The sequence below is a fragment of the Acidovorax sp. JMULE5 genome (genome assembly GCF_013376875.1).
In the GTDB taxonomy this organism is placed as follows: Bacteria; Pseudomonadota; Gammaproteobacteria; order Burkholderiales; family Burkholderiaceae_C; genus Acidovorax; species Acidovorax facilis.
In genome coordinates, this window is sequence record NZ_CP035951.1 from 5,314,795 (window position 1) to 5,333,119 (window position 18,325).

General features: G+C 66.7%; 16 protein-coding genes. 8 read left to right on the forward strand and 8 right to left on the reverse strand.

Going from position 1 to position 18,325, the window contains the following annotated elements; genetic code table 11:
• Positions 1-167 precede the first annotated feature (167 nt).
• The 5 genes from EXV95_RS24210 to EXV95_RS24230 all read left to right on the forward strand — a co-directional run bounded on the left by EXV95_RS24210 (position 168) and on the right by EXV95_RS24230 (position 4,462).
• A complete protein-coding gene (locus tag EXV95_RS24210) occupies positions 168-1,103 on the forward strand; it encodes a bile acid:sodium symporter family protein (RefSeq protein ID WP_176888804.1) in 936 nt (311 codons plus the stop codon).
• Positions 1,100-2,104: an NAD-dependent epimerase/dehydratase family protein gene (locus EXV95_RS24215; protein WP_176888805.1), complete on the forward strand. Its 1,005-nt coding sequence runs from the start codon at positions 1,100-1,102 to the stop codon at positions 2,102-2,104. Before EXV95_RS24210 ends, EXV95_RS24215 begins: the two co-directional genes overlap by 4 nt.
• Entirely contained in the window at positions 2,101-3,036 is a 936-nt protein-coding gene (locus EXV95_RS24220) for an EamA family transporter (protein ID WP_176888806.1), read from the forward strand. Before EXV95_RS24215 ends, EXV95_RS24220 begins: the two co-directional genes overlap by 4 nt.
• Positions 3,037-3,096: 60 nt before the next feature.
• Positions 3,097-3,723: an ATP-binding cassette domain-containing protein gene (locus tag EXV95_RS24225; protein ID WP_176888807.1), complete on the forward strand. Its 627-nt coding sequence runs from the start codon at positions 3,097-3,099 to the stop codon at positions 3,721-3,723.
• Positions 3,724-3,820: 97 nt separating this feature from the next.
• On the forward strand, positions 3,821-4,462 hold the full coding sequence (locus tag EXV95_RS24230; RefSeq protein ID WP_055396280.1) for a LysE family translocator: 642 nt from the start codon (positions 3,821-3,823) through the stop codon (positions 4,460-4,462).
• A gap of 13 nt (positions 4,463-4,475) precedes the next feature.
• Here EXV95_RS24230 and EXV95_RS24235 read toward each other — a convergent pair whose 3' ends face one another.
• From EXV95_RS24235 to EXV95_RS24270, 8 genes are read right to left on the reverse strand one after another with little or no spacing between them, the layout of a single operon-like run.
• Entirely contained in the window at positions 4,476-5,303 is an 828-nt protein-coding gene (locus EXV95_RS24235; protein WP_176888808.1) for a LytTR family DNA-binding domain-containing protein, read from the reverse strand.
• Positions 5,263-6,387 carry a sensor histidine kinase gene (locus tag EXV95_RS24240; RefSeq protein WP_176888809.1) on the reverse strand — a complete coding sequence of 375 codons (1,125 nt, stop codon included), beginning with the start codon at positions 6,385-6,387 and terminating at the stop codon, positions 5,263-5,265. The genes EXV95_RS24235 and EXV95_RS24240 overlap by 41 nt, the downstream gene beginning before the upstream one ends.
• Positions 6,384-6,701: a 2TM domain-containing protein gene (locus tag EXV95_RS24245; RefSeq protein WP_176888810.1), complete on the reverse strand. Its 318-nt coding sequence runs from the start codon at positions 6,699-6,701 to the stop codon at positions 6,384-6,386. The genes EXV95_RS24240 and EXV95_RS24245 overlap by 4 nt, the downstream gene beginning before the upstream one ends.
• 56 nt (positions 6,702-6,757) lie before the next feature.
• On the reverse strand, positions 6,758-7,801 hold the full coding sequence (locus EXV95_RS24250; RefSeq protein WP_176888811.1) for an alpha/beta hydrolase: 1,044 nt from the start codon (positions 7,799-7,801) through the stop codon (positions 6,758-6,760).
• A 27-nt stretch (positions 7,802-7,828) separates the two neighbouring features.
• The gene (locus EXV95_RS24255; RefSeq protein ID WP_370460281.1) at positions 7,829-8,893 is read right to left on the reverse strand and encodes an alpha/beta hydrolase family protein; all 1,065 of its coding nucleotides are present in this window, start codon (positions 8,891-8,893) and stop codon (positions 7,829-7,831) included.
• Between the two features lie 43 nt (positions 8,894-8,936).
• Entirely contained in the window at positions 8,937-9,227 is a 291-nt protein-coding gene (locus tag EXV95_RS24260) for a 2TM domain-containing protein (protein ID WP_176888813.1), read from the reverse strand.
• Positions 9,228-9,285: 58 nt separating this feature from the next.
• Positions 9,286-9,858 (reverse strand): DUF6622 family protein, encoded by a 573-nt coding sequence (locus EXV95_RS24265; RefSeq protein WP_142144400.1) that lies wholly within the window; start codon positions 9,856-9,858, stop codon positions 9,286-9,288.
• 46 nt (positions 9,859-9,904) lie between these two features.
• Positions 9,905-10,315 (reverse strand): DUF2306 domain-containing protein, encoded by a 411-nt coding sequence (locus EXV95_RS24270; protein WP_176888814.1) that lies wholly within the window; start codon positions 10,313-10,315, stop codon positions 9,905-9,907.
• Positions 10,316-10,623: 308 nt separating this feature from the next.
• On the opposite strand from EXV95_RS24270, the gene EXV95_RS24275 reads away from it, so the two are divergent.
• From EXV95_RS24275 to EXV95_RS24285, 3 genes are read left to right on the forward strand one after another with little or no spacing between them, the layout of a single operon-like run.
• Positions 10,624-11,925 carry an efflux RND transporter periplasmic adaptor subunit gene (locus EXV95_RS24275; RefSeq protein WP_174240365.1) on the forward strand — a complete coding sequence of 434 codons (1,302 nt, stop codon included), beginning with the start codon at positions 10,624-10,626 and terminating at the stop codon, positions 11,923-11,925.
• Positions 11,926-11,940: 15 nt separating this feature from the next.
• The gene (locus EXV95_RS24280) at positions 11,941-15,144 is read left to right on the forward strand and encodes an efflux RND transporter permease subunit (RefSeq protein ID WP_176888815.1); all 3,204 of its coding nucleotides are present in this window, start codon (positions 11,941-11,943) and stop codon (positions 15,142-15,144) included.
• Positions 15,141-18,323: an efflux RND transporter permease subunit gene (locus EXV95_RS24285; RefSeq protein ID WP_176888816.1), complete on the forward strand. Its 3,183-nt coding sequence runs from the start codon at positions 15,141-15,143 to the stop codon at positions 18,321-18,323. The genes EXV95_RS24280 and EXV95_RS24285 overlap by 4 nt, the downstream gene beginning before the upstream one ends.
• Positions 18,324-18,325 lie beyond the last annotated feature (2 nt).

Below are 18,325 nucleotides of genomic sequence, written 5' to 3' on the forward strand. Positions count from 1 at the left end.
CGCTGCGCGCCTTCCCCCCGCTCTCGCAGCGCTGCGCACTGCGGGCAAGGGGACGACGCCCTCGCTGCGGGGCGGCCCTTGCTCGGCGTCCCGCGCTGTCGCTGCGACAGTTTCGTGCGTTGCGCGTTGCGCAATACGCGATGAAGAACTGAACTCAAAGGTTATCTATGCTGCCTGTCGACGAAATACGCCTCAACTTCAACCCCGCGTCCTTGGTGGCGCTGAATGTGGTGCTGGGTTTTCTCATGTTCGGCATTGCGCTCGATACGCGCGTGGCCGACTTCAAGCGCGTGCTGCGCATGCCCGGTGCCATGGCGGTGGGCATTGCGGCGCAGTTCATCGTGCTGCCCGCCGTCACCTTCGCGCTCACGCTGCTGCTCAAGCCCGGCCCCAGCATTGCGCTGGGCATGATCCTGGTGGCCTGCTGCCCGCCGGGCAATGTCAGCAACATCCTCACGCACCGCGCCGGGGGCAATGTGGCGCTGTCGGTGTCGATGACGGCGATCTCCAACGCGCTGGCCATTGTTCTCATGCCGCTCAACTTCGCGTTCTGGGGCGGTTTGCACCCCACGGCGGCACCGTTATTGCGCAGCATTGCGCTCGACCCGCTGGAGATGGCGGGGCACATCGTCGCCATCATCGGGCTGCCGTTTGCGCTGGGCATTCTGTGTGCGGAGAAGCTGCCGCGTTTCACGCAGCGGGTGAACAAGCCCGTGCGCATCCTCAGCTTTGTCTGCCTGATCGGTTTCATCGTCGGGGCCGTGGCGGGCAACTGGCGCTACTTCCTCGACTACGTGGGGCTGGTGCTGCTGGCCGTGGTGTTGCATGACGCACTGGCCTTTGGCACCGGCTATGCCTGCGCGCGGCTCAGCGGCTTGTCGGACTACGACCGGCGCGCGGTGAGCATTGAGGTGGGCATCCGCAACGCGGGCCTGGGCCTGGTGCTGATCTTCAGTTTTTTTGGAGGCCTGGGGGGCATGGCCGTGGTGGCGGGTGTCTGGGGCTTCTGGGACATCATTGCCGGCCTGGCGCTGGCGGGATGGTGGGGCCGCAGACCTGCGGTGGTGCCGCTGGGGGCTTCGGCCAAGGAGCACGGCGCATGACGGCTTCTTCATTGGCAACGCGCCGCATCCTGGTGACCGGGGCCGACGGTTTTCTGGGCCGGGGTGTAGTGGCCGCCCTTGCGCGCGAGGGTGTGCACACGCTGGTGGCGGCCGATGTGCGCGAAGTACCCACCGAGCGCCTGCCTGGCGTGATCTATCTGGTGCAGGACGTGCGTGACCCCGCGCTGGCGCAGACGCTGGCCGACCATGCCATCGACAGCGTGGTGCACCTGGCCTCCATCGTCACGCCGGGCAAAGGATCCAACCGCGAATTCGAATACTCCGTGGATGTGCTGGGCAGCCAGAATGTGCTCGATGCCTGCGTGGCCACGGGTGTCAAGCACATCGTCGTCAGCTCCAGCGGGGCCGCGTATGGTTACCACGCCGACAACCCCGCCTGGCTGCGCGAGACCGATGCGCTGCGCGGCAATGAGGTTTTTGCCTATGCCCACCACAAGCGGCTGGTGGAAGAGATGCTGGCGCAGTACCGCGCGGACCACCCCGCGCTGGCGCAGACGGTGCTGCGCATCGGCACCATCCTGGGCGAGCGGGTGGACAACCAGATCACCGCGCTGTTCGACAAACGCCGCCTGCTGGCCATCCGTGGCAGCGAGAGCCCGTTTGTTTTCATCTGGGACGAGGACGTGACCGGCGCCATCCTGCATGCGTTGCGCACGCAGCGCGCTGGCTGTTTCAACCTGGCGGGCGATGGTGCGCTGCCGCTGCGCGAGATCGCCCGGCGCCTGGGTAAACCGGTGCTGGAGTTGCCTGCGGGCCTGCTGCGTGCCGCGCTGGCGGTGGGCTCCGCGCTGGGCCAGAGCCGCTACGGGCCCGAGCAGCTGGATTTTCTACGTTACCGCCCCGTGCTGCTCAATGCCGCGCTCAAGGAGGTGCTGGGCTACGTGCCCGGCAAGACCAGCGCAGAGGCGTTCGAAGCCTTTGTGGCTGCCCGGGCGCGCCAAGGGCGGCCGGTGGCTGCGGCTGCGGCGGTGGCTGCATGACGGCGCTGGCACTGAGCCGTGGCGACTTGCTGCGCGCGCTGGCCGTGGTGGTCATCTGGGGGCTGAACTTTGTGGTGATGAAGCTGGGCTTGCAGGGGCTCAGCCCCATGCTGCTGGGTGCCCTGCGTTTCACTGCGGCATCCCTGCCGTTTCTGTTGTTCGTGCCCCGCCCATCCATGCCCTGGCGCTTTGTGGTGGGCTATGGGCTGGCGCAGGGGTTGGGGCAGTTCGGCTTTCTGTTTCTGGGTTTGCAGCTGGGCATGACCGCGGGCATGGCCTCGGTGGTCATGCAGACGCAGGCGTTCTTTACGCTGCTGCTGGCTGCTCCGTTGCTGGGTGAGCGCGCCAAGCCCTGGCAGTGGTGGGGTCTGCTGCTGGCGTTTGGTGGGCTCATGACCATTGGTCTTGCCCATGGAGAAGGGCCCGGGCAGATGACGCTGGCCGGTTTTGTGCTCACCCTCGGCGCGGCGTTCATGTGGGCGGTGTCCAACCTGGTGGCGCGCCGCGCTGCGCAGGCAGGGGCTTATGCGCCGTTTCCGTTCATCGTGTGGAGCAGCGTGGTGCCCATCGTTCCGTTCTTTGCGCTGGCGGTGTGGACCGAAGGCGCCAGCGGTGTCGTGGCGCAATTGCAGGCGGTGGACGGCAGGGTCTTGCTCGCAGTGCTTTACCTCGCATTGCTGGCCACCTTGCTGGCCTACACGCTGTGGACGCAGCTGCTGCAACGCCACGCGGCCGGGCGGGTGACGCCGTTTTCGCTGCTGGTGCCAGTGGTGGGGCTGTGGGCTGCGTATGCGTTTTTGGGCGAAACGCCCTTGCCGCTGCAGTGGGCGGGCGCAGCCGCAGTGTTGTGTGGCCTGGTGGTCAACCAGACCGGTGGCTGGCTGTGGGCACGGTGGCGGCGCAAAGCCGAGACCCACTCGACCGCTCTCTAGAATCCTGGACCGACGCAGGCTTGTACGGAATGTCCTGCGCAACAAACCCAAGGAAGCAGGATGTCTGAGAACGTGGTGTTGCAGGTGGAGGGGCTGTGTTTTGCCTACCCCGAATGTGGGGTGCTCAACCAGTGGTCGGTGGCGCTGCCTGCAGGCCTGGCGCTGGTGCGTGGCGACGAAAGCAGTGGCAAGACCACGCTGCTGCGCCTGCTGGCGGGTGAACTCACGGCGCAGGCCGGGCGCATCACGCTGCAGGGTGTGCGCCTGAGCGACGCGCCCAAGGCCTTTGCGCAAATGGTGTTCTGGGTTGATCCCCGTGCTGGTGACCTGGACAAGCTCACCGCCCGTGGCTGGCTGGACAGCCAGCCCGCGCACTACCCGCTGTGGGATGCCGCAGCGCTTGCCACGCACATTGAAGGCTTCACGCTGCACGAGCATCTGGACAAGCCGTTCTATGCGCTGTCCACCGGCAGCAAGCGCAAGGTGCTCATGGCCGGGGCGCTGGCCTCGGGTGCGCCGCTGACCTTGATCGACGAGCCTGTGGGCGGGCTGGACAAGCCGTCGGCCACCTACCTGGGCCGCGCCCTGGCGCAGGTGGCGGGCCAGCCCGGGCGGGTGGTGGTCGTGGCGCACTACGAGGCTTTGCCCGGCGTGCCCTGGGGCACAGTGGTGGAACTGAACGGTTGAGTGGTGTCCGTGGCACCGAGCGCCTGCGCCTTCCGCCCCCGCTTGTTTTAGACTGGGCCGCTATCGGGTGTTTTCCCGTTCTCTGAAGGACTGTTCCATGGACGCGCTTCTTTTTGCCCCGGTGGCGGTTGCCATTGCGCTCACGCCCGGCCCCAACAATTTCTGTGGCCTCAACAACGGCATCCGCGCGGGGATTGGTGCGGCCATGGTGGCGACGCTGGGGCGGGTGGCTGCGTTCGCGATTTTCCTGACGGTGTCTGCGGTGGGCCTGGGGGCCATGCTGCTGGCGTCCGAGGCGGCCTTCACGGCCGTGAAGTGGGTAGGGGCCTGCTACCTGTTCTGGCTGGGCTGGCGCGCGTGGCGCAGCCGTGAGTTCAGCGGGCTGGATGTGGTGGATGGCGCAGACGGAGGTGCGGTCAAAGCGGGCGGTGCACCGGTGCGCCTGCAGTCGCTCATCGCGCAGGAGTTCTTGCTGGGCATCACCAATCCCAAGGCCATCATCCTGTTTGCAGCGGTCTTTCCGCAGTTCATCGACCCCGGCCAGCCGGCCCTGCGCCAGTTTGTGGTGCTGGGGGCGGTGTACCTGGGGGCTGAGTTTGTCTCCACGGCGGTTTATGCGGCGGGGGGGCGGCAGATCCGCCGGTTTATCCGCACCTCGCGGGGGGTGGTGCGTCTCAACAAGGCCACCGGCGGGTTCTTCATGGGGGCGGGTGGCCTGCTGTTGGCCACCAATCGGTAAAAACTCTCGGGGACTACATCGCCTTGAACAGGTGCGCGTAAAGGCGGCTCACGGGCAGCTTCTCGGCCCGGCCCGCCAGCTCCAGATGCAGCTTGCCCGCCTCGTCGCGCGTTACCGTGGTGATGGCGCTGGCGCGCACCAGCGTGCTGCGATGGATCTGCCAGAACACCTGCGTATCAAGCTGGCTCGTCAGCTCCTTGAGCGGCGTGCGGATCAGGTACTCGCGCGCCGCAGTCAGCACCCGCACGTATTTGTCGGCCGCTTCAAAGTACAGCACGTCGGCCACCGGCACCATGTGGATCTGGCTGCCGCTGCTGGCCTGGATGAGGGTGAGGGGGGCGGTGCTGCTTGGTGCCGCTGCAGCGGATGGCGAGGCAATGCCGGGCGCTGCGAGCAGGTGGCGCAGCTGCTCCATGGTTGCTTCTAAATTGATAGCTGGTTGCGCTTTATTCATAAGCGCTAGCTGCAGTTTTTGCACTGTTTTTTGCAGCCGGGCCGCCTGCACGGGCTTGAGCAGGTAGTCCACAGCCTGGGCTTCAAACGCTTGCACGGCGTACTGGTCGTAGGCCGTCACGAATACGAGTGCGGGAAAAGGCTTGTCGTCGGGCCAGGCGTCGGCCAGCTCCACGGCGGCGTCCAGCCCACTCTGGCCCGGCATGCGGATGTCGAAGAACAGCACGTCGGGGAGCAGGGCCAGCGCCTGCCTGACGGCCGACAGGCCGTCGCCCACGGTGGCGGCAATCTGCAGTTCGGGCCAAGCGCGGGCCAGTTCTTGCTGCAGGGCGGCAGCCAGCAGGTGTTCATCCTCGGCAATCAGGGCGCGGGGGGCGGGTTGGTTCATGGCTGGGGGCAGATTTCAAAGGAAAAACGACGCTAGCGCTTGTTCCTCCTGCGCTAGCAGCTATCAAATCAAGAGTGCCTGATGCGCCGTGCAAGGTGGCCAGGCGTTCGCGCACCTGGGTCAGGCCAAAGCTTTGGCCGGGGCCCGGCGTGGGCAGGGTGCCGGGCAGGCCCGCGCCGGTGTCGTTGACCTCGATCACCAGCAGCGGGCCGTTGGCGCCCGGGCGCGCGCTAGCGCGCACGGTGATGTGGCCGCCTTCCACCTGAGGCTCCAGGCCGTGGCGGATGGCGTTTTCCACCAGGGGCTGCAGCAGCAGTGGCGGCACGGGCACATCCCGCAGCGCCTCGGGCAGGTCCAGCGTGTAGGCCATGCGTGGGCCCATGCGCACCGCCATCAGCTCCAGGTAGTCGCGCAGGCGGTCAAACTCGTTGGACAGCGGGTGCTGGGTGCTGCGCGACGCGCTGAGCGTGGCGCGCAGGTAGGCAATCATGCGGTCCAGCATTTCCTGCGCGCGCACGGGGTCGGTGCCGATCAGCACGCGCAGGTTGGCCAGGGTGTTGAACAGCATGTGGGGTTCGAGCTGGGTTTCCAGCAGCTTCAGGCGCGCCTCGCTCGCATGCACGCGCGCCTCGGCCATCTTGTCTTCCAGATACGCCGATTTGTGGATGGCGTAGAAGTAGTAGCTGCCGACCAGCCCGGCAATGGCCGTGATGAGAATGGATGTGCGCTGGTCAGACCCGGTAGTGGACGTGCCCGGTGGGTAGAAGTGAAAGTAGTACACGCACAAGGCGTTGGCCAGCCCCGTGCCGGCCACGTACCCCACAACAATGCCCCCCGCCACCAGTGCCATGCCCTGCCACCCCTGCGGCCAGCCCGTTTCGGCGGCAGAAGGTATCAATTCGCGCCCCAGGTCGATCACGGCCCAGGTGAAGGTGCCGATCAATATCGAATACACCACTGGCGGCCCGTAGGGCTTGTCGGGCATGAAGGCATATTGGATAGTCGCAACGACCAGGGTGAAGGCGAGCACCTGAAGGAAGTGCCGCAGCTTGCTGATGCCGTTGAAGGGGCGTCGCAGCATCATGGCCGGTGATGCTCTTGCTGCTTTTGGGCTTGTTCGCGCTGCAGGGCTTCGCGCTCGCGCTGCACCATGCGTTCGCGCAGGCCGTCGCCGCTGCCCAGCAGGAACACCGACACCCCATGCAGCACCAGCCCCAGGCCCCAGCCCAGCAGTGGATAGATCGACCAGGGGCGCGTACCGAATGCGTAGCGCGACATGGCAAAGAGCAGCGCGTTCACCAGCACGAACGCCGCAGCGTGCACGTACCAACCCAGCTTGGCGCTGGCGCGCCGGCGGGCCAGCGTTTCGATTTCTTCGGGGCTAAGAGGGGAGGTCATGGCGGGGCGGTCGGGGGGTGAAAAGCTCTGGGCGCTGCAGGGATTCTAGGGGCGGGCTACGCCGGGCAAGAGTGGCGCGCCACGGTGGCCACAGCCTGGGCGTCCAGCGTCAGCCCCATGTGGTTCACGCCGGGCACCAGGGTCACGGGCACAGGCTTGCCCGCCTGGGCAAACAGGTCGGCAAAGCGGTCGGCGTAAAAAAGCTCATCGTCCTGCCCGGCCACGATGCAGACAGTGCCCCGGGCATTGCGGATGTCGGCCTGGTAGTCGTCGTGGGGGCGGAAGTTGGTGGCCACCGTGTACGAATAGCGGGGCGTGAGCAGCTCGCGGGCTACGTCGTTGAGGGCAAAGCTCAGCACGGGCAGGTGGTTCCACCGGGTGATGCCGATCTGATTGAGCAGCGTGATGGCAACCATGCGGGGCAGGCCCACCGACACCCAGCCGCCGCTGTCAGGCCGCGATGTGGGGGCGTTGTGGTGCAAAAAAGGCGAAAGCAGCACATAGCGGTCGAACAGGTCCTGCCGCGCGCTGCCCGCAAAACGCAGCGCAAACCCGCCGCCTGCCGAAAACCCCATCAGCGTTTGCGGGCCAGCGTGCGGCACGGCGCGCAGAAAGTCTTCGATGTCGTCTTCCATCTGGCCGATGTACGCGGCCTGGCCCCTGGGGCCGGACGCGCCGTGCCCCCGCATGTCCAGGGATGCCACGGCATAGCCCTCAGCCGCCAGCGCCTGTGCCAGCACGTGGTTGGACTGCCCGCGTGCGGAAGACCCATGCACCAATACCACCCGGCGCTGTGGTGTGGCTGCTGTTGCCGGACTGGGGCTGTAGCCATGCCACGCCAGTGAAGTGCCGTCGCGCGCTGTGTAGCGCTGGGCTGGTGGAACACCGCTGTAGTCCACGCCCTTGAACGGATTGTTGATGCTGGACAGCGGCGGGAGGTCGTGGGGGCCGCCCCAGGCGATGGCGGCAGCAAGTCCCGCAAGCCCCAGGGTCAGCATGGCGGCAGCGATGAACAAGGGGTACCGGCCGCGGGGCCGCAATCTGGAGGTTTGCGTCATGGTGGCGAGCAGGCCGAGGGTGGCGGCAGAGATGAGGAGCATGGGTGCGTGTGATGCAGGATGGCCGGGTCAGGGCACCGGCTGAAAGGGGTGCAAGGGTTGCAGGTGCTGGGCGAAGAACGCCACGATGCGTGCATCCACCTCGGGCAGCACTTTGCGGTCAAAGCCGGGCGGGTCGCCCAGCAGCGCGGTCTGTACGTCGTTGAGCAGGTGCAGCGGTGGCATGGGCGACAGCATGGCGCCGTGGCTGGCGTCCGGCAGGTGGGCTACGTGGGTGCAGCGGTCCTGGCAGGCTGCGAGCACGGCGCTGCTGTGAAAGCGCGGTACCTGGTTCACATCCATGCCCGCAGTCACCAGCCCCAGCGCGATGCTCGGGGTGGCGAGGGTGGCCATGTCAAAGTCGGCTGCGAAGGGCACGCTGGCCACGGTAGCCTGTATGCGGGGGTCCTGGTGTGTGTAGGCGGTGTCGTCGCTGAAGCGGTGGCGTATCACGGCCAGTGCAAACCACTTCTTCAGGCCATCCAGCAGGTTGCCGTGCAAACGGGTGATGAACCCGACACAGGAGGAAAAATCATCGGCAATGTGGGCCTCGCAGTGCTGGCGAAAGCGCGCGGGCGACCACGCGCCGCCCGCCAGCGTCAACGCCGTATGGCCACCGGCGGAACCACCGAAGACCCCCACCTTGTCAAGGGTGAGCAATGGGGCCAGGCGGTTGTCCTGTGCCACGGCGTCGATGGCGCGGGAGACTTCGGCGGGGCGGCGCTTCCAGCTCTCGGGGCCGGGGGTGGACGGGTCTTTGGAGTTGTCTCCCGCATGTTCGGGCAATGCCACGACAAAACCTGCGGCCACCATTGCACGCGCAAGGTCGGTGTGGACCCACGGATTGCCGCCCGAACCGTGTGTGATGACGATCAGGCGGCCGTTGCCCCGCACGGGGCTGCCCTGCCAGGCCAGCTGCAGCTGGAAGGGGCCGCGCTGCACAGGTTCGTCGGCACTGCTGCTGGGGTAGAACACCGTGACGGGGCCATCCCCCAGCAAGCCGGGCAATTCCATCAGCCCCGTGCCCGCCTGGGAGGCGGTGGCCGCACCCCATGTCGCCAGTGTCAGCAGGGCCAGGGTCAGTTGTCGGAGCATCTTCATGGGATTTCTTTCGTGCGGAAGGAGGGTGTAGACGGGTTCAACGGCGTGGCCCCTGCTGCGCCAGACGGTCGCGTTCGGCCTGCACCATGCGCTCATGCAGCCCGCCGCCAGCGATCAGGAACACCACCGCCCCATGCACCACCAGGCCGATGCCCCATCCCAGCGCGGGGTACACCGCCCAGTGCCGCCCGCTGGCGGCCGACAGGGTGATCAGCAGCAGGTTGACCAGCAGATAGACGCCGGCGTGCATGTACCAGCCGAGTTTGGCCCCGGCGCGCTTGCGGGCCAGGCGTTCGATGGGGTCTTGGGTGGGGTGGACGTAGTGCATGGTGATGTCTCCAGACAAGGTGAGTCAGTTCGATGGGAGGGCAGTGTTCTGGCGGGGCTCAGGCGCCCACGGGGGATGCGCCGTAGACCACGCTTTGCTGCGCCAGGCGCCACATCCGCAGGGCCCGGGCGGCGAACAGGCCGTTGAACACCCCATAAAGGGCCGAGATCTGCAGCGCGAAGGTGCCGTCCCGTGCCAGGGTGGGTTGCATGGCCAGCTCGACCCCAACGAAATACTTGGTCAGGAAGATGCCAACGATCAGCGCGAGCGGCATGGCGCTGCCCGGAATGTAAAAACTGCGCGAAGAGGCGCTGTAGAGCGTGCCGGTGGGCGCCGTGGGCTGGAACCACAGGGCCAGCGCCGTGGTCGCCGTGGCGGCTGCCAGCCAGAGACCCACTGCCTGTACGCCGGAGGAGGCCGAACCACCGAATGCCGACAGCAGGCCTGCCACCGAAAAGGCGGCCATGCCCAGCGGCATGAGCTGGGTTCGCAGCAGGCTGGCGCTGCGGTCGCGCAGCTGGCTGGCGCCCAGCCCCACCAGGCCGGCCAGCATGCCCCATACCCAGTAGGGGGTGTGACTGATGACCTGGAGCATTGCTTGGGGTTGGTGAACAATCAAATTGAGCAGCATGGAGATCTCCTGAGTGGAAAGGGCGGATGGAGAGGGAACGGCAGGGTCAGATCACGCCCAGTGCCGACCAGAGCGAATGGCCGAGAAAGCGATCAGGCAGCAGAGTGAAGCCACCGGCCACCACGCAGGCGCCGATGTAGGCGCGCTGCATGGTCTTGCGATGCCCGTCGATGTTGCGCCGGGCGAGGAAGACAAAAGACAGCACCAGCATCCCCAGCGTGACCGGTATCAGCAGGTGGATCAGCCCGAAGCTGCCCCAGCGCGGTCCCGGGCCCCCACTGATGAAAATGGCCGACACGGCTGTGGCCACCATCAGGGTTACCCAGGCATACCCGGCGGCGCGGTGCAGGCGCGGGCGTTGTGTGGCACCCTTGCGGGCCCACAGGGCGATGGGGCCGATGGCGGTCGCGGCGAGCGCTGCGGCGAGGTGGATGGCGATGACGGGGGTGAGTTGCATGGTGTGGCTCCGGGCTCGTTCTTCAATGGAGCGGACTGTGCCGACACCGCCCCGTCGCTGCCAGCGGCTTGCGACGAAATGCGCCAGGGCCACCGCGAAATGCAGGAGCGCGGCGTGACTTGCGGGGCATTTTTGGTGGTGGGCCCGTTGGCGGATGCGCCTTCCCTACAAATTGCTTTGACCCCAAGGTTTACTTTTCTTCGCACAGCGTTCAAAGCAACGCGTGAACTGAGCCTCTACGATCCGGTACGGTTGACCGTGCTGACACCCGCCCAGCACGCACCCCGAGAACACGAATCAAGACCGCCATGAACCCCCAAGAAGTCAACGCGCCCCCGCCATCGGCCATTCCTCCCGCTCCCCCCGGCAAACCGCCACGCCGATCCCGATGGGTAGGAAGCCTGCTGGCGCTGGTGTTGGTGGGGCTGGTAGGCGGTGCGGCGTGGTATCTCATCCAGCGGGCCAATGGTGAATCCAGCGGCGGTCCGGGCTTTCCGGGGGGCGGGCGCCCCATGGTCACGGTAGGGGATGCCGTGGTGCGCAAGGCTGAACTGCCGGTGATCATCGATGCGCTGGGCACCGTGATCCCCGCCACCACGGTCACGCTGCGGCCCCAGGTGTCGGGCATGCTGACCCAGGTGCTGTTCACCGAGGGGCAGATGGTCAAAAAAGGGCAGTTGCTGGCGCAGATCGACCCCCGCCCCTTCGAGCAGGCGCTGATGCAGGCCCAGGGCACCCGCCAGCGCGACGAGGCGCAGCTGGAGAACGCGCGCCTCACGCTGGAGCGCTACCGCACATTGCTGTCGCAAGACTCCATCGCCCGCCAGGACGTGGATACGCAGGCGGCGCTGGTCAAGCAACTCGAAGGCACGGTGATGACCGACAAGGCCCAGGAGGGCACGGCGCGCCTGAACCTGGACTACACCCGCATCACCGCGCCCGCGTCGGGGCGCATCGGTCTTCGCACCGTGGATGCGGGCAACTACGTGACCTCGGGCGACACGGCGGGCCTGGCCACCATCACGCAGGTGGCACCCATCGACGTGCAGTTCTCCGTGCCGCAGGACCGTGTGGCCGACATCCAGGCAGCGCAGGGCGCAGCGGACGCCCTGGCCGTGACGGCGCTGGACCGCACGCGCAAGGCCGAACTCGACAAGGGCCGGTTTTCGACGCTGGACAACCAGGTGGACACCACCACCGGCACCGTCAAGGCCAAGGCTCGGTTCGAGAACGCGGCGGGTGCGCTGTTTCCCAACCAGTTTGTGAACGTGCAACTGCTGCTGCGCAACGTGCCCGCGCTGGTGGTGCCCGTGACCGCAGTGCGCACCGGCGCCAATGGCGACTACGTCTATGTCATCAACGAAGACCGCACGGTGTCGCTGCGCAAGGTCAAGCGCGGTCAGGCCACGGTGGGGCTGATGGCGATCACCGAAGGCCTGAAGGAAGGCGAACGTGTGGTGACCGAGGGCGGGGACCGCTTGCAGGATGGCATGGCCGTGCAGCTGCCGGGTGCGCAGGCCGCCCGTGCACCGCGTGCGGGGGCCAGCGGGCCGCGAGGGGAGCGTGGAGAAGGTGGCCAGCGCCGCCAGCGTCCTCCTCAGAATCCCTGAGCGCGACACGACAACATGAGTCCTTCACGTCCATTCATTGAAAGGCCCGTGGCCACTGCGCTGCTGATGATTGCCATCGTGCTGGCAGGGCTGGTGGGTTTCCGCTTTCTGCCGCTGTCGGCCTTGCCCGAGGTGGATTACCCCACCATCCAGGTGCAGACCCTGTACCCGGGTGCCAGCCCCGAGGTCATGAGCCGCACGGTGAGTGCGCCGCTGGAGCGCCAGTTTGGCCAGATGCCCGGGCTCACGCGCATGGCGTCCACCAGCGCCTCGGGGGTGTCCATCATCACGCTGCAGTTTGGCCTGGGGCTGGCGCTGGATGTAGCCGAGCAGGAGGTGCAGGCGGCCATCAACGCGGGCAACTCGCTGCTGCCCGCAGACCTGCCCGCACCGCCGGTGTACGCCAAGGTGAACCCTGCCGACGCGCCTGTGCTCACGCTGGCCATCAGCTCTGACACGCTGCCGCTCACCGAAGTGCAGAACCTGGTGAACACGCGCCTGGCGCAGAAGATCAGCCAGGTTTCGGGTGTGGGGCTGGTGTCGCTGGCGGGTGGGCAGCGGCCTGCCGTGCGCATCCAGGCCGACACCAAGGCGCTGGCGTCGTACGGCATTGGCCTCGACACCCTGCGCACGGCCATCACCTCGGCCAATGCCAACAGTGCCAAGGGCAGCTTTGACGGCCCGCAGCGTTCTTACACCATCAATGCCAACGACCAGTTGCTGACGGTGGATGACTACAAGAACCTCATCGTGTCGTGGCGCAACGGCGCGCCGGTGCGCATGCTGGAGGTGGCGCGTGTGGTGGAGAGTGCGGAGAACAACCGGCTGGGCGCGTGGGCGGGGGTCAACGACCCCCTCCGCGCCGCGCCGGGCCGCCCCCAGCAAGCGGACGCTCACTCGGGGGGCAGCGAACCACACGAAGTGGGGAACGTGGGGGCTTCCATCACTCCAGCGATCATCCTCAACGTGCAGCGCCAGCCGGGCGCCAACGTGATCGCCACGGTGGACAACATCAAGAAGCTGCTGCCCGAGCTGCAGGCGGGCCTGCCCGCATCGCTCAAGGTGCAGGTGCTGTCGGACCGCACCACGGGCATCCGGGGCTCGGTCCACCATGTGGAGCTGGAACTGGCACTGGCCGTGCTCATGGTGGTGCTGGTGATCTTCTTCTTTCTGCACAGCCTGCGCGCCACGGTCATTGCCAGCCTGGCCGTGCCCATTTCGCTCATTGGCACCTGCGGCGTGATGTACCTGCTGGGCTACAGCCTCAACAACCTGAGCCTGATGGCGCTGACGATTGCCACCGGCTTTGTGGTGGACGATGCCATCGTGATGATCGAGAACATCGCGCGCTACCTGGAGGAGGGCGAGCCGCCGTTCCAGGCGGCGCTCAAGGGCGCCACGCAGATTGGCTTCACCATCATCTCGCTCACGGTGTCGCTGATCGCGGTGCTGATCCCGCTGCTCTTCATGAGCGATGTGGTCGGCCGGCTTTTTCGTGAGTTCGCGGTCACGCTGGCCATCACCATTCTCATCTCGGGCGTGGTGTCGCTCACCCTCGTGCCCATGATGGCTGCGCGCTGGCTGCGCGCCGAGCCCGCTGGGGGCCCGAAGGGCGTGGCGGGCCGTATCAACCGGGGTTTCGAGCGGGTGATTGGCGGCTATGACCGCTGGCTGCAGTGGGTGCTGCGCCACCAGGGCGCCACGCTGGTGGTGGCGGTGATGACGCTGGCCCTCACGGCGCTCTTGTATGTGGTCATCCCGAAGGGGCTTTTCCCCACGCAGGACACCGGGCAACTGCAGGCGCGCGTCGAGGCGTCGCAGGATGTCTCGTACGCCCGCATGAGTGAACTCCAGCAAGCCGCCGTGCGCGCCATCTTGCAAGACCCCGACGTGTTGTCGCTCAGCTCGTTTGTGGGTGTGGATGCGGCCAACAACACCATGCTCAACGCCGGGCGCATGCTGATCAATCTCAAGCCTGACCGCGACGGGCAGGAAGCCATCATGCAGCGCCTGCGCGAGCGTGTGCGGTCTGTGGCGGGTGTCACGCTGTACCTGCAGCCCACGCAGGATCTGACGATCGATGCGGAAACCGGCCCCACCGAGTACCGCGTGTCGATTGGCGGTGTGGATGCCGCGCAGGTCAACGACTGGACCCGCAAGCTCGCCCTGCGACTGCAGCGCGAGCCCAAGGTGCGCAACGCCACGACCGATGCGGGCGCGCAGGGCCTGTCGGCTTTTGTGGACATTGACCGCAACACGGCATCGCGCCTGTCGGTCACGGCCAGCAACGTGGACGACACGCTCTACAGCGCGTTTGGCCAGCGCATCGTGTCCACCATCTTCACCGAGACCAACCAGTACCGCGTGATCCTGGAAGCCCAGCAGGAAGGCATGAACACGCCCGAGGCCCTGGGCACCTTGCAGCTGCGCACAGGCTCCGGCACGCCCACGCCGCTGGCGGCTGTGGCCACCATCCGCGAGCAACTGGCGCCGCTGCAGATCACGCGCGTGGCCCAGTACCCGGCGGCAACCCTGGGTTTTGACAAGGCCGAGGGCGTGTCCTTGGGCAGTGCGGTGGACGCCATCCGCGCTGCCGCGAAGGAAATCGGGATGCCGCAGGGCTTGTCGATGGAGTTCCTGGGGGCTGCCGGGGCTTACGAAAAATCGTTGTCGAGCCAGCTGTGGCTCATTCTGGCGGCCATGGTGTGCGTGTACATCGTGCTTGGCGTGCTGTACGAGAGCTATATCCACCCGGTAACGATCCTCTCCACCCTGCCTTCCGCCGGGGTCGGGGCCCTGCTGGCGCTCATGGTGTCGGGCAACGACCTGGGGGTGATCGGCATCATCGGCATCATCCTGCTGATCGGCATCGTCAAGAAGAACGCGATCATGATGATCGACTTCGCCATCGACGCAGAGCGCCACCAGGGCATGGGGCCGCAGCAAGCCATCCACCAGGCTGCATTGCTGCGCTTTCGCCCCATTCTCATGACCACGCTGGCGGCGCTGTTTGCCGCGCTGCCGCTGATGCTGGGGTGGGGCGAGGGGGCGGAACTGCGCCGCCCCCTGGGGCTGGCCATTTTTGGCGGGCTGATCCTGAGCCAGATGCTCACGCTGTTCACCACGCCAGTGATTTACCTCGCGTTTGACCGGCTGGGCCGCCGCTGGACGGGGCGGGGCACGGCGGCGGCGCCGGTCCAGGCCGGGGAGGTGTCGTGAATCTCTCGCGCCCCTTCGTCGAGCGGCCGGTAGCCACCGTGCTGCTGACCATTGGCGTGGCCCTGGCGGGGATCGCCGCATTTTTTGTGCTGCCCGTATCGCCTTTGCCGCAGGTGGACTATCCGGCCATTTCGGTCTCGGCCAGCCTGGCGGGCGCCAGCCCCGAAACCATGGCCACCAGCGTGGCCACCCCTCTGGAGCGGCGGCTGGGGGTGATTGCCGGGGTCAACGAAATGACCTCGACCAGCTCCAACGGATCGGCGCGTGTGAGCCTGCAGTTCGACCTGAACCGCAATATCGACGCGGCCGCGCGCGAGGTGCAGGCCGCCATCAACGCGGCGCGGGCCGACCTGCCCGCCACGCTGCGCAGCAACCCCACGTACCGCAAGCGCAACTCGGCGGCATCACCCGTCATCATCCTGGCGCTGACCTCCAAGACGCGCACGCCGGGTGAGATCTACGATGCCGTCTCCAACGTGGTGAGCCAGCGCCTGTCACAGGTGGACGGTGTGGGCGAGGTGGAGATTGGCGGCGGCTCGCTGCCCGCCGTGCGGGTGGAACTACTGCCCTTTGCGCTCAACCGCTACGGCATCAGCACCGAAGACGTGCGCGCTGCCATCCAGGCCTCCAACGCCAACCGGCCCAAGGGCGCCATCGAAGGCGACGGGCGCCGCCTGCAGATCTACACGCCATCGCCCGCGCGCAAGGCGGCAGAGTACGAATCGCTCATCGTCGCCTGGCGCAACAATGCCGCCGTGCGGCTGGGGGATGTGGCGCGCGTGGTGGACGGGGTGGAAAACCGCCGCACCGTGGGGCTGTTCAACGGTGACCCCGCCATCATCGTGCTGGTCACGCGCCAGCCGGGTGCCAACATCATCGAAACGGTGGATGCCGTGCGCGCGCTGTTGCCCGACCTGCAGGCCCAGCTGCCGCAGGACATCCAGGTGGCCGTGGCGTCGGACAGCACCAACTCCATCCGCTCCTCCCTGCATGAGATCGAGCTGACGCTGATGGTGTCCATTGCCCTCGTGGTGCTGGTGGTGGGCCTCTTCCTGCGCAAGGCGCGGGCCACGGTGATCCCGGCGGTGGCCACTGTGGTGTCGCTGCTGGGAACCTTCGGCGTGATGTACTTCCTGGGCTTCAGCCTCAACAACCTGAGCCTGATGGCGCTGACCGTGGCCACAGGTTTTGTGGTGGACGATGCCATCGTGGTGCTGGAGAACACCATGCGCCACATCGAGGCCGGCATGGACCGCATGCAGGCCGCGCTGCAGGGTGCGCGGGAGGTGGGCTTCACCGTGCTGTCCATCAGCCTGTCGCTGGTGGCGGTGTTCATTCCGCTGCTGTTCATGGACGGCCAGGTGGGGCGGCTGTTCCGCGAATTCGCCATCACGTTGTCAGCGGCAGTGATGATTTCGCTGGTGATCTCGCTCACCACCACCCCCATGATGTGCGCGTGGCTGCTGCGGGCGCACGATCCGGCCAGCGACAAGCCTCCGTCGCGCCTGGCGCGGTGGGCAGAGCGCGGCTACCAGGGCGTGCTGCGCGGGTATGGACACAGCCTGGACTGGGCCCTGGCCAGCAAAGGCCTGGTGGTGCTCATCCTGCTGGCGGTGATCGGGCTCAACGTGTACTTGTTCGCGAAGATCCCTAAAGGGTACTTCCCCGAGCAGGACAACGGCCAGCTCAACGCGGGCCTCAGGGCCGACCAGAGCATTTCGTCCGAAGCCCTGGCGCGCAAGCTGCGCCAAGCCGTGGAGATCATCCGCAAGGACCCAGCGGTGGATACCGTCGTCGGCTTCTCGGGTGGCAGCCGGGCCGGGGGTGGGTTCATGTTTGTGAACCTCAAGCCTTTGAAGCAGCGCACGGACAGCACACCGGCCGTCATTGCGCGGCTGCGGCCGCAGCTCAACCAGATCACCGGCCTCAGGGTGTTTCTGAACCCCGTGCAGGACCTGCGCATGGGCGGGCGCTCCAGCAACTCCACCTACCAGTACACGCTCAAGAGCGACAACATGGCGGACCTCAAGCAATGGGCGGGCAAGCTGGCCGACCGGCTCAAGGACGAGAGCCTGCTCAAGGACGTGGATACCGACCAGGCGGAGAACGGCGTGGAGACCTATGTGGAGGTGGACCGCGACAGCGCTTCGCGCCTGGGCGTGAGCGCCTCGGCCATCGACAACGCGCTGTACAACGCGTTCGGCCAGCGTTCGGTGGCCACCATCTATGGCGAACTCAACCAGTACGCCGTCATCATGGAGTGGGCGCCGGAGTACACCCGGGGCCCGCCGGCCCTGAAAGATATCTACGTGGCCAGCAACCCGACCGGTGCCACGGGGACGGCCGCCAACCCGGGCCAGCGCGGTGCGTCCACGGGCAATGTCATCAGCACTGCGGCATCGACCATGGTGCCGCTGAGCGCCGTGGCGCGCGTGATGGAGCGGGCGTCACCCACATCCATCAGCCACCAGGATGGCGAGCTGGCCACTACCATCTCGTTCAACATCGACCCCGGAACCTCGCTGGCGCAGGCGCGCCAGGTCATCGAGCAGGCCGAGGCCGACATTGCCATGCCCACCAACGTGCGCGGCAGCTTCCAGGGCACGGCGCTCAGCGCCCAGCAGTCGCAGGGGCAGCAGCTGTTCCTGATCCTCACCGCCATCGTGGTGATCTACATCGTGCTGGGTGTTCTGTATGAAAGCCTGATCCACCCGATCACGGTGCTGACCACGCTGCCGTCGGCGGGGGTGGGCGCGGTGCTGGCGCTGCTGCTGTTCAACATGCAGTTCACCATCATTGCGCTCATCGGCGTGTTCCTGCTGATCGGAATCGTCAAGAAGAACGCGATCATGATCATCGACTTTGCGCTGGACGCCGAGCGCGCGCGCGGGCTCACGGCCCTGGAGGCCGTGCGCGAAGCCTGCCTGCTGCGGTTTCGCCCCATCCTGATGACCACGATGGCTGCTGCGCTGGGTGCACTGCCGCTGGCCATCGGCTTCGGGCAGGGCTCGGAGCTGCGCCAACCGCTGGGCGTGGCGATCATCGGCGGGCTCATCGCGAGCCAGTTGCTCACCTTGCTGACGACGCCGGTGGTGTATGTGCTGCTCGACAAGCTGCGCAAGCCCGCACCCAACGAACAACAACTCAGCCGCGCCGGATCCCCCGGTGCCGCTGTCTGATT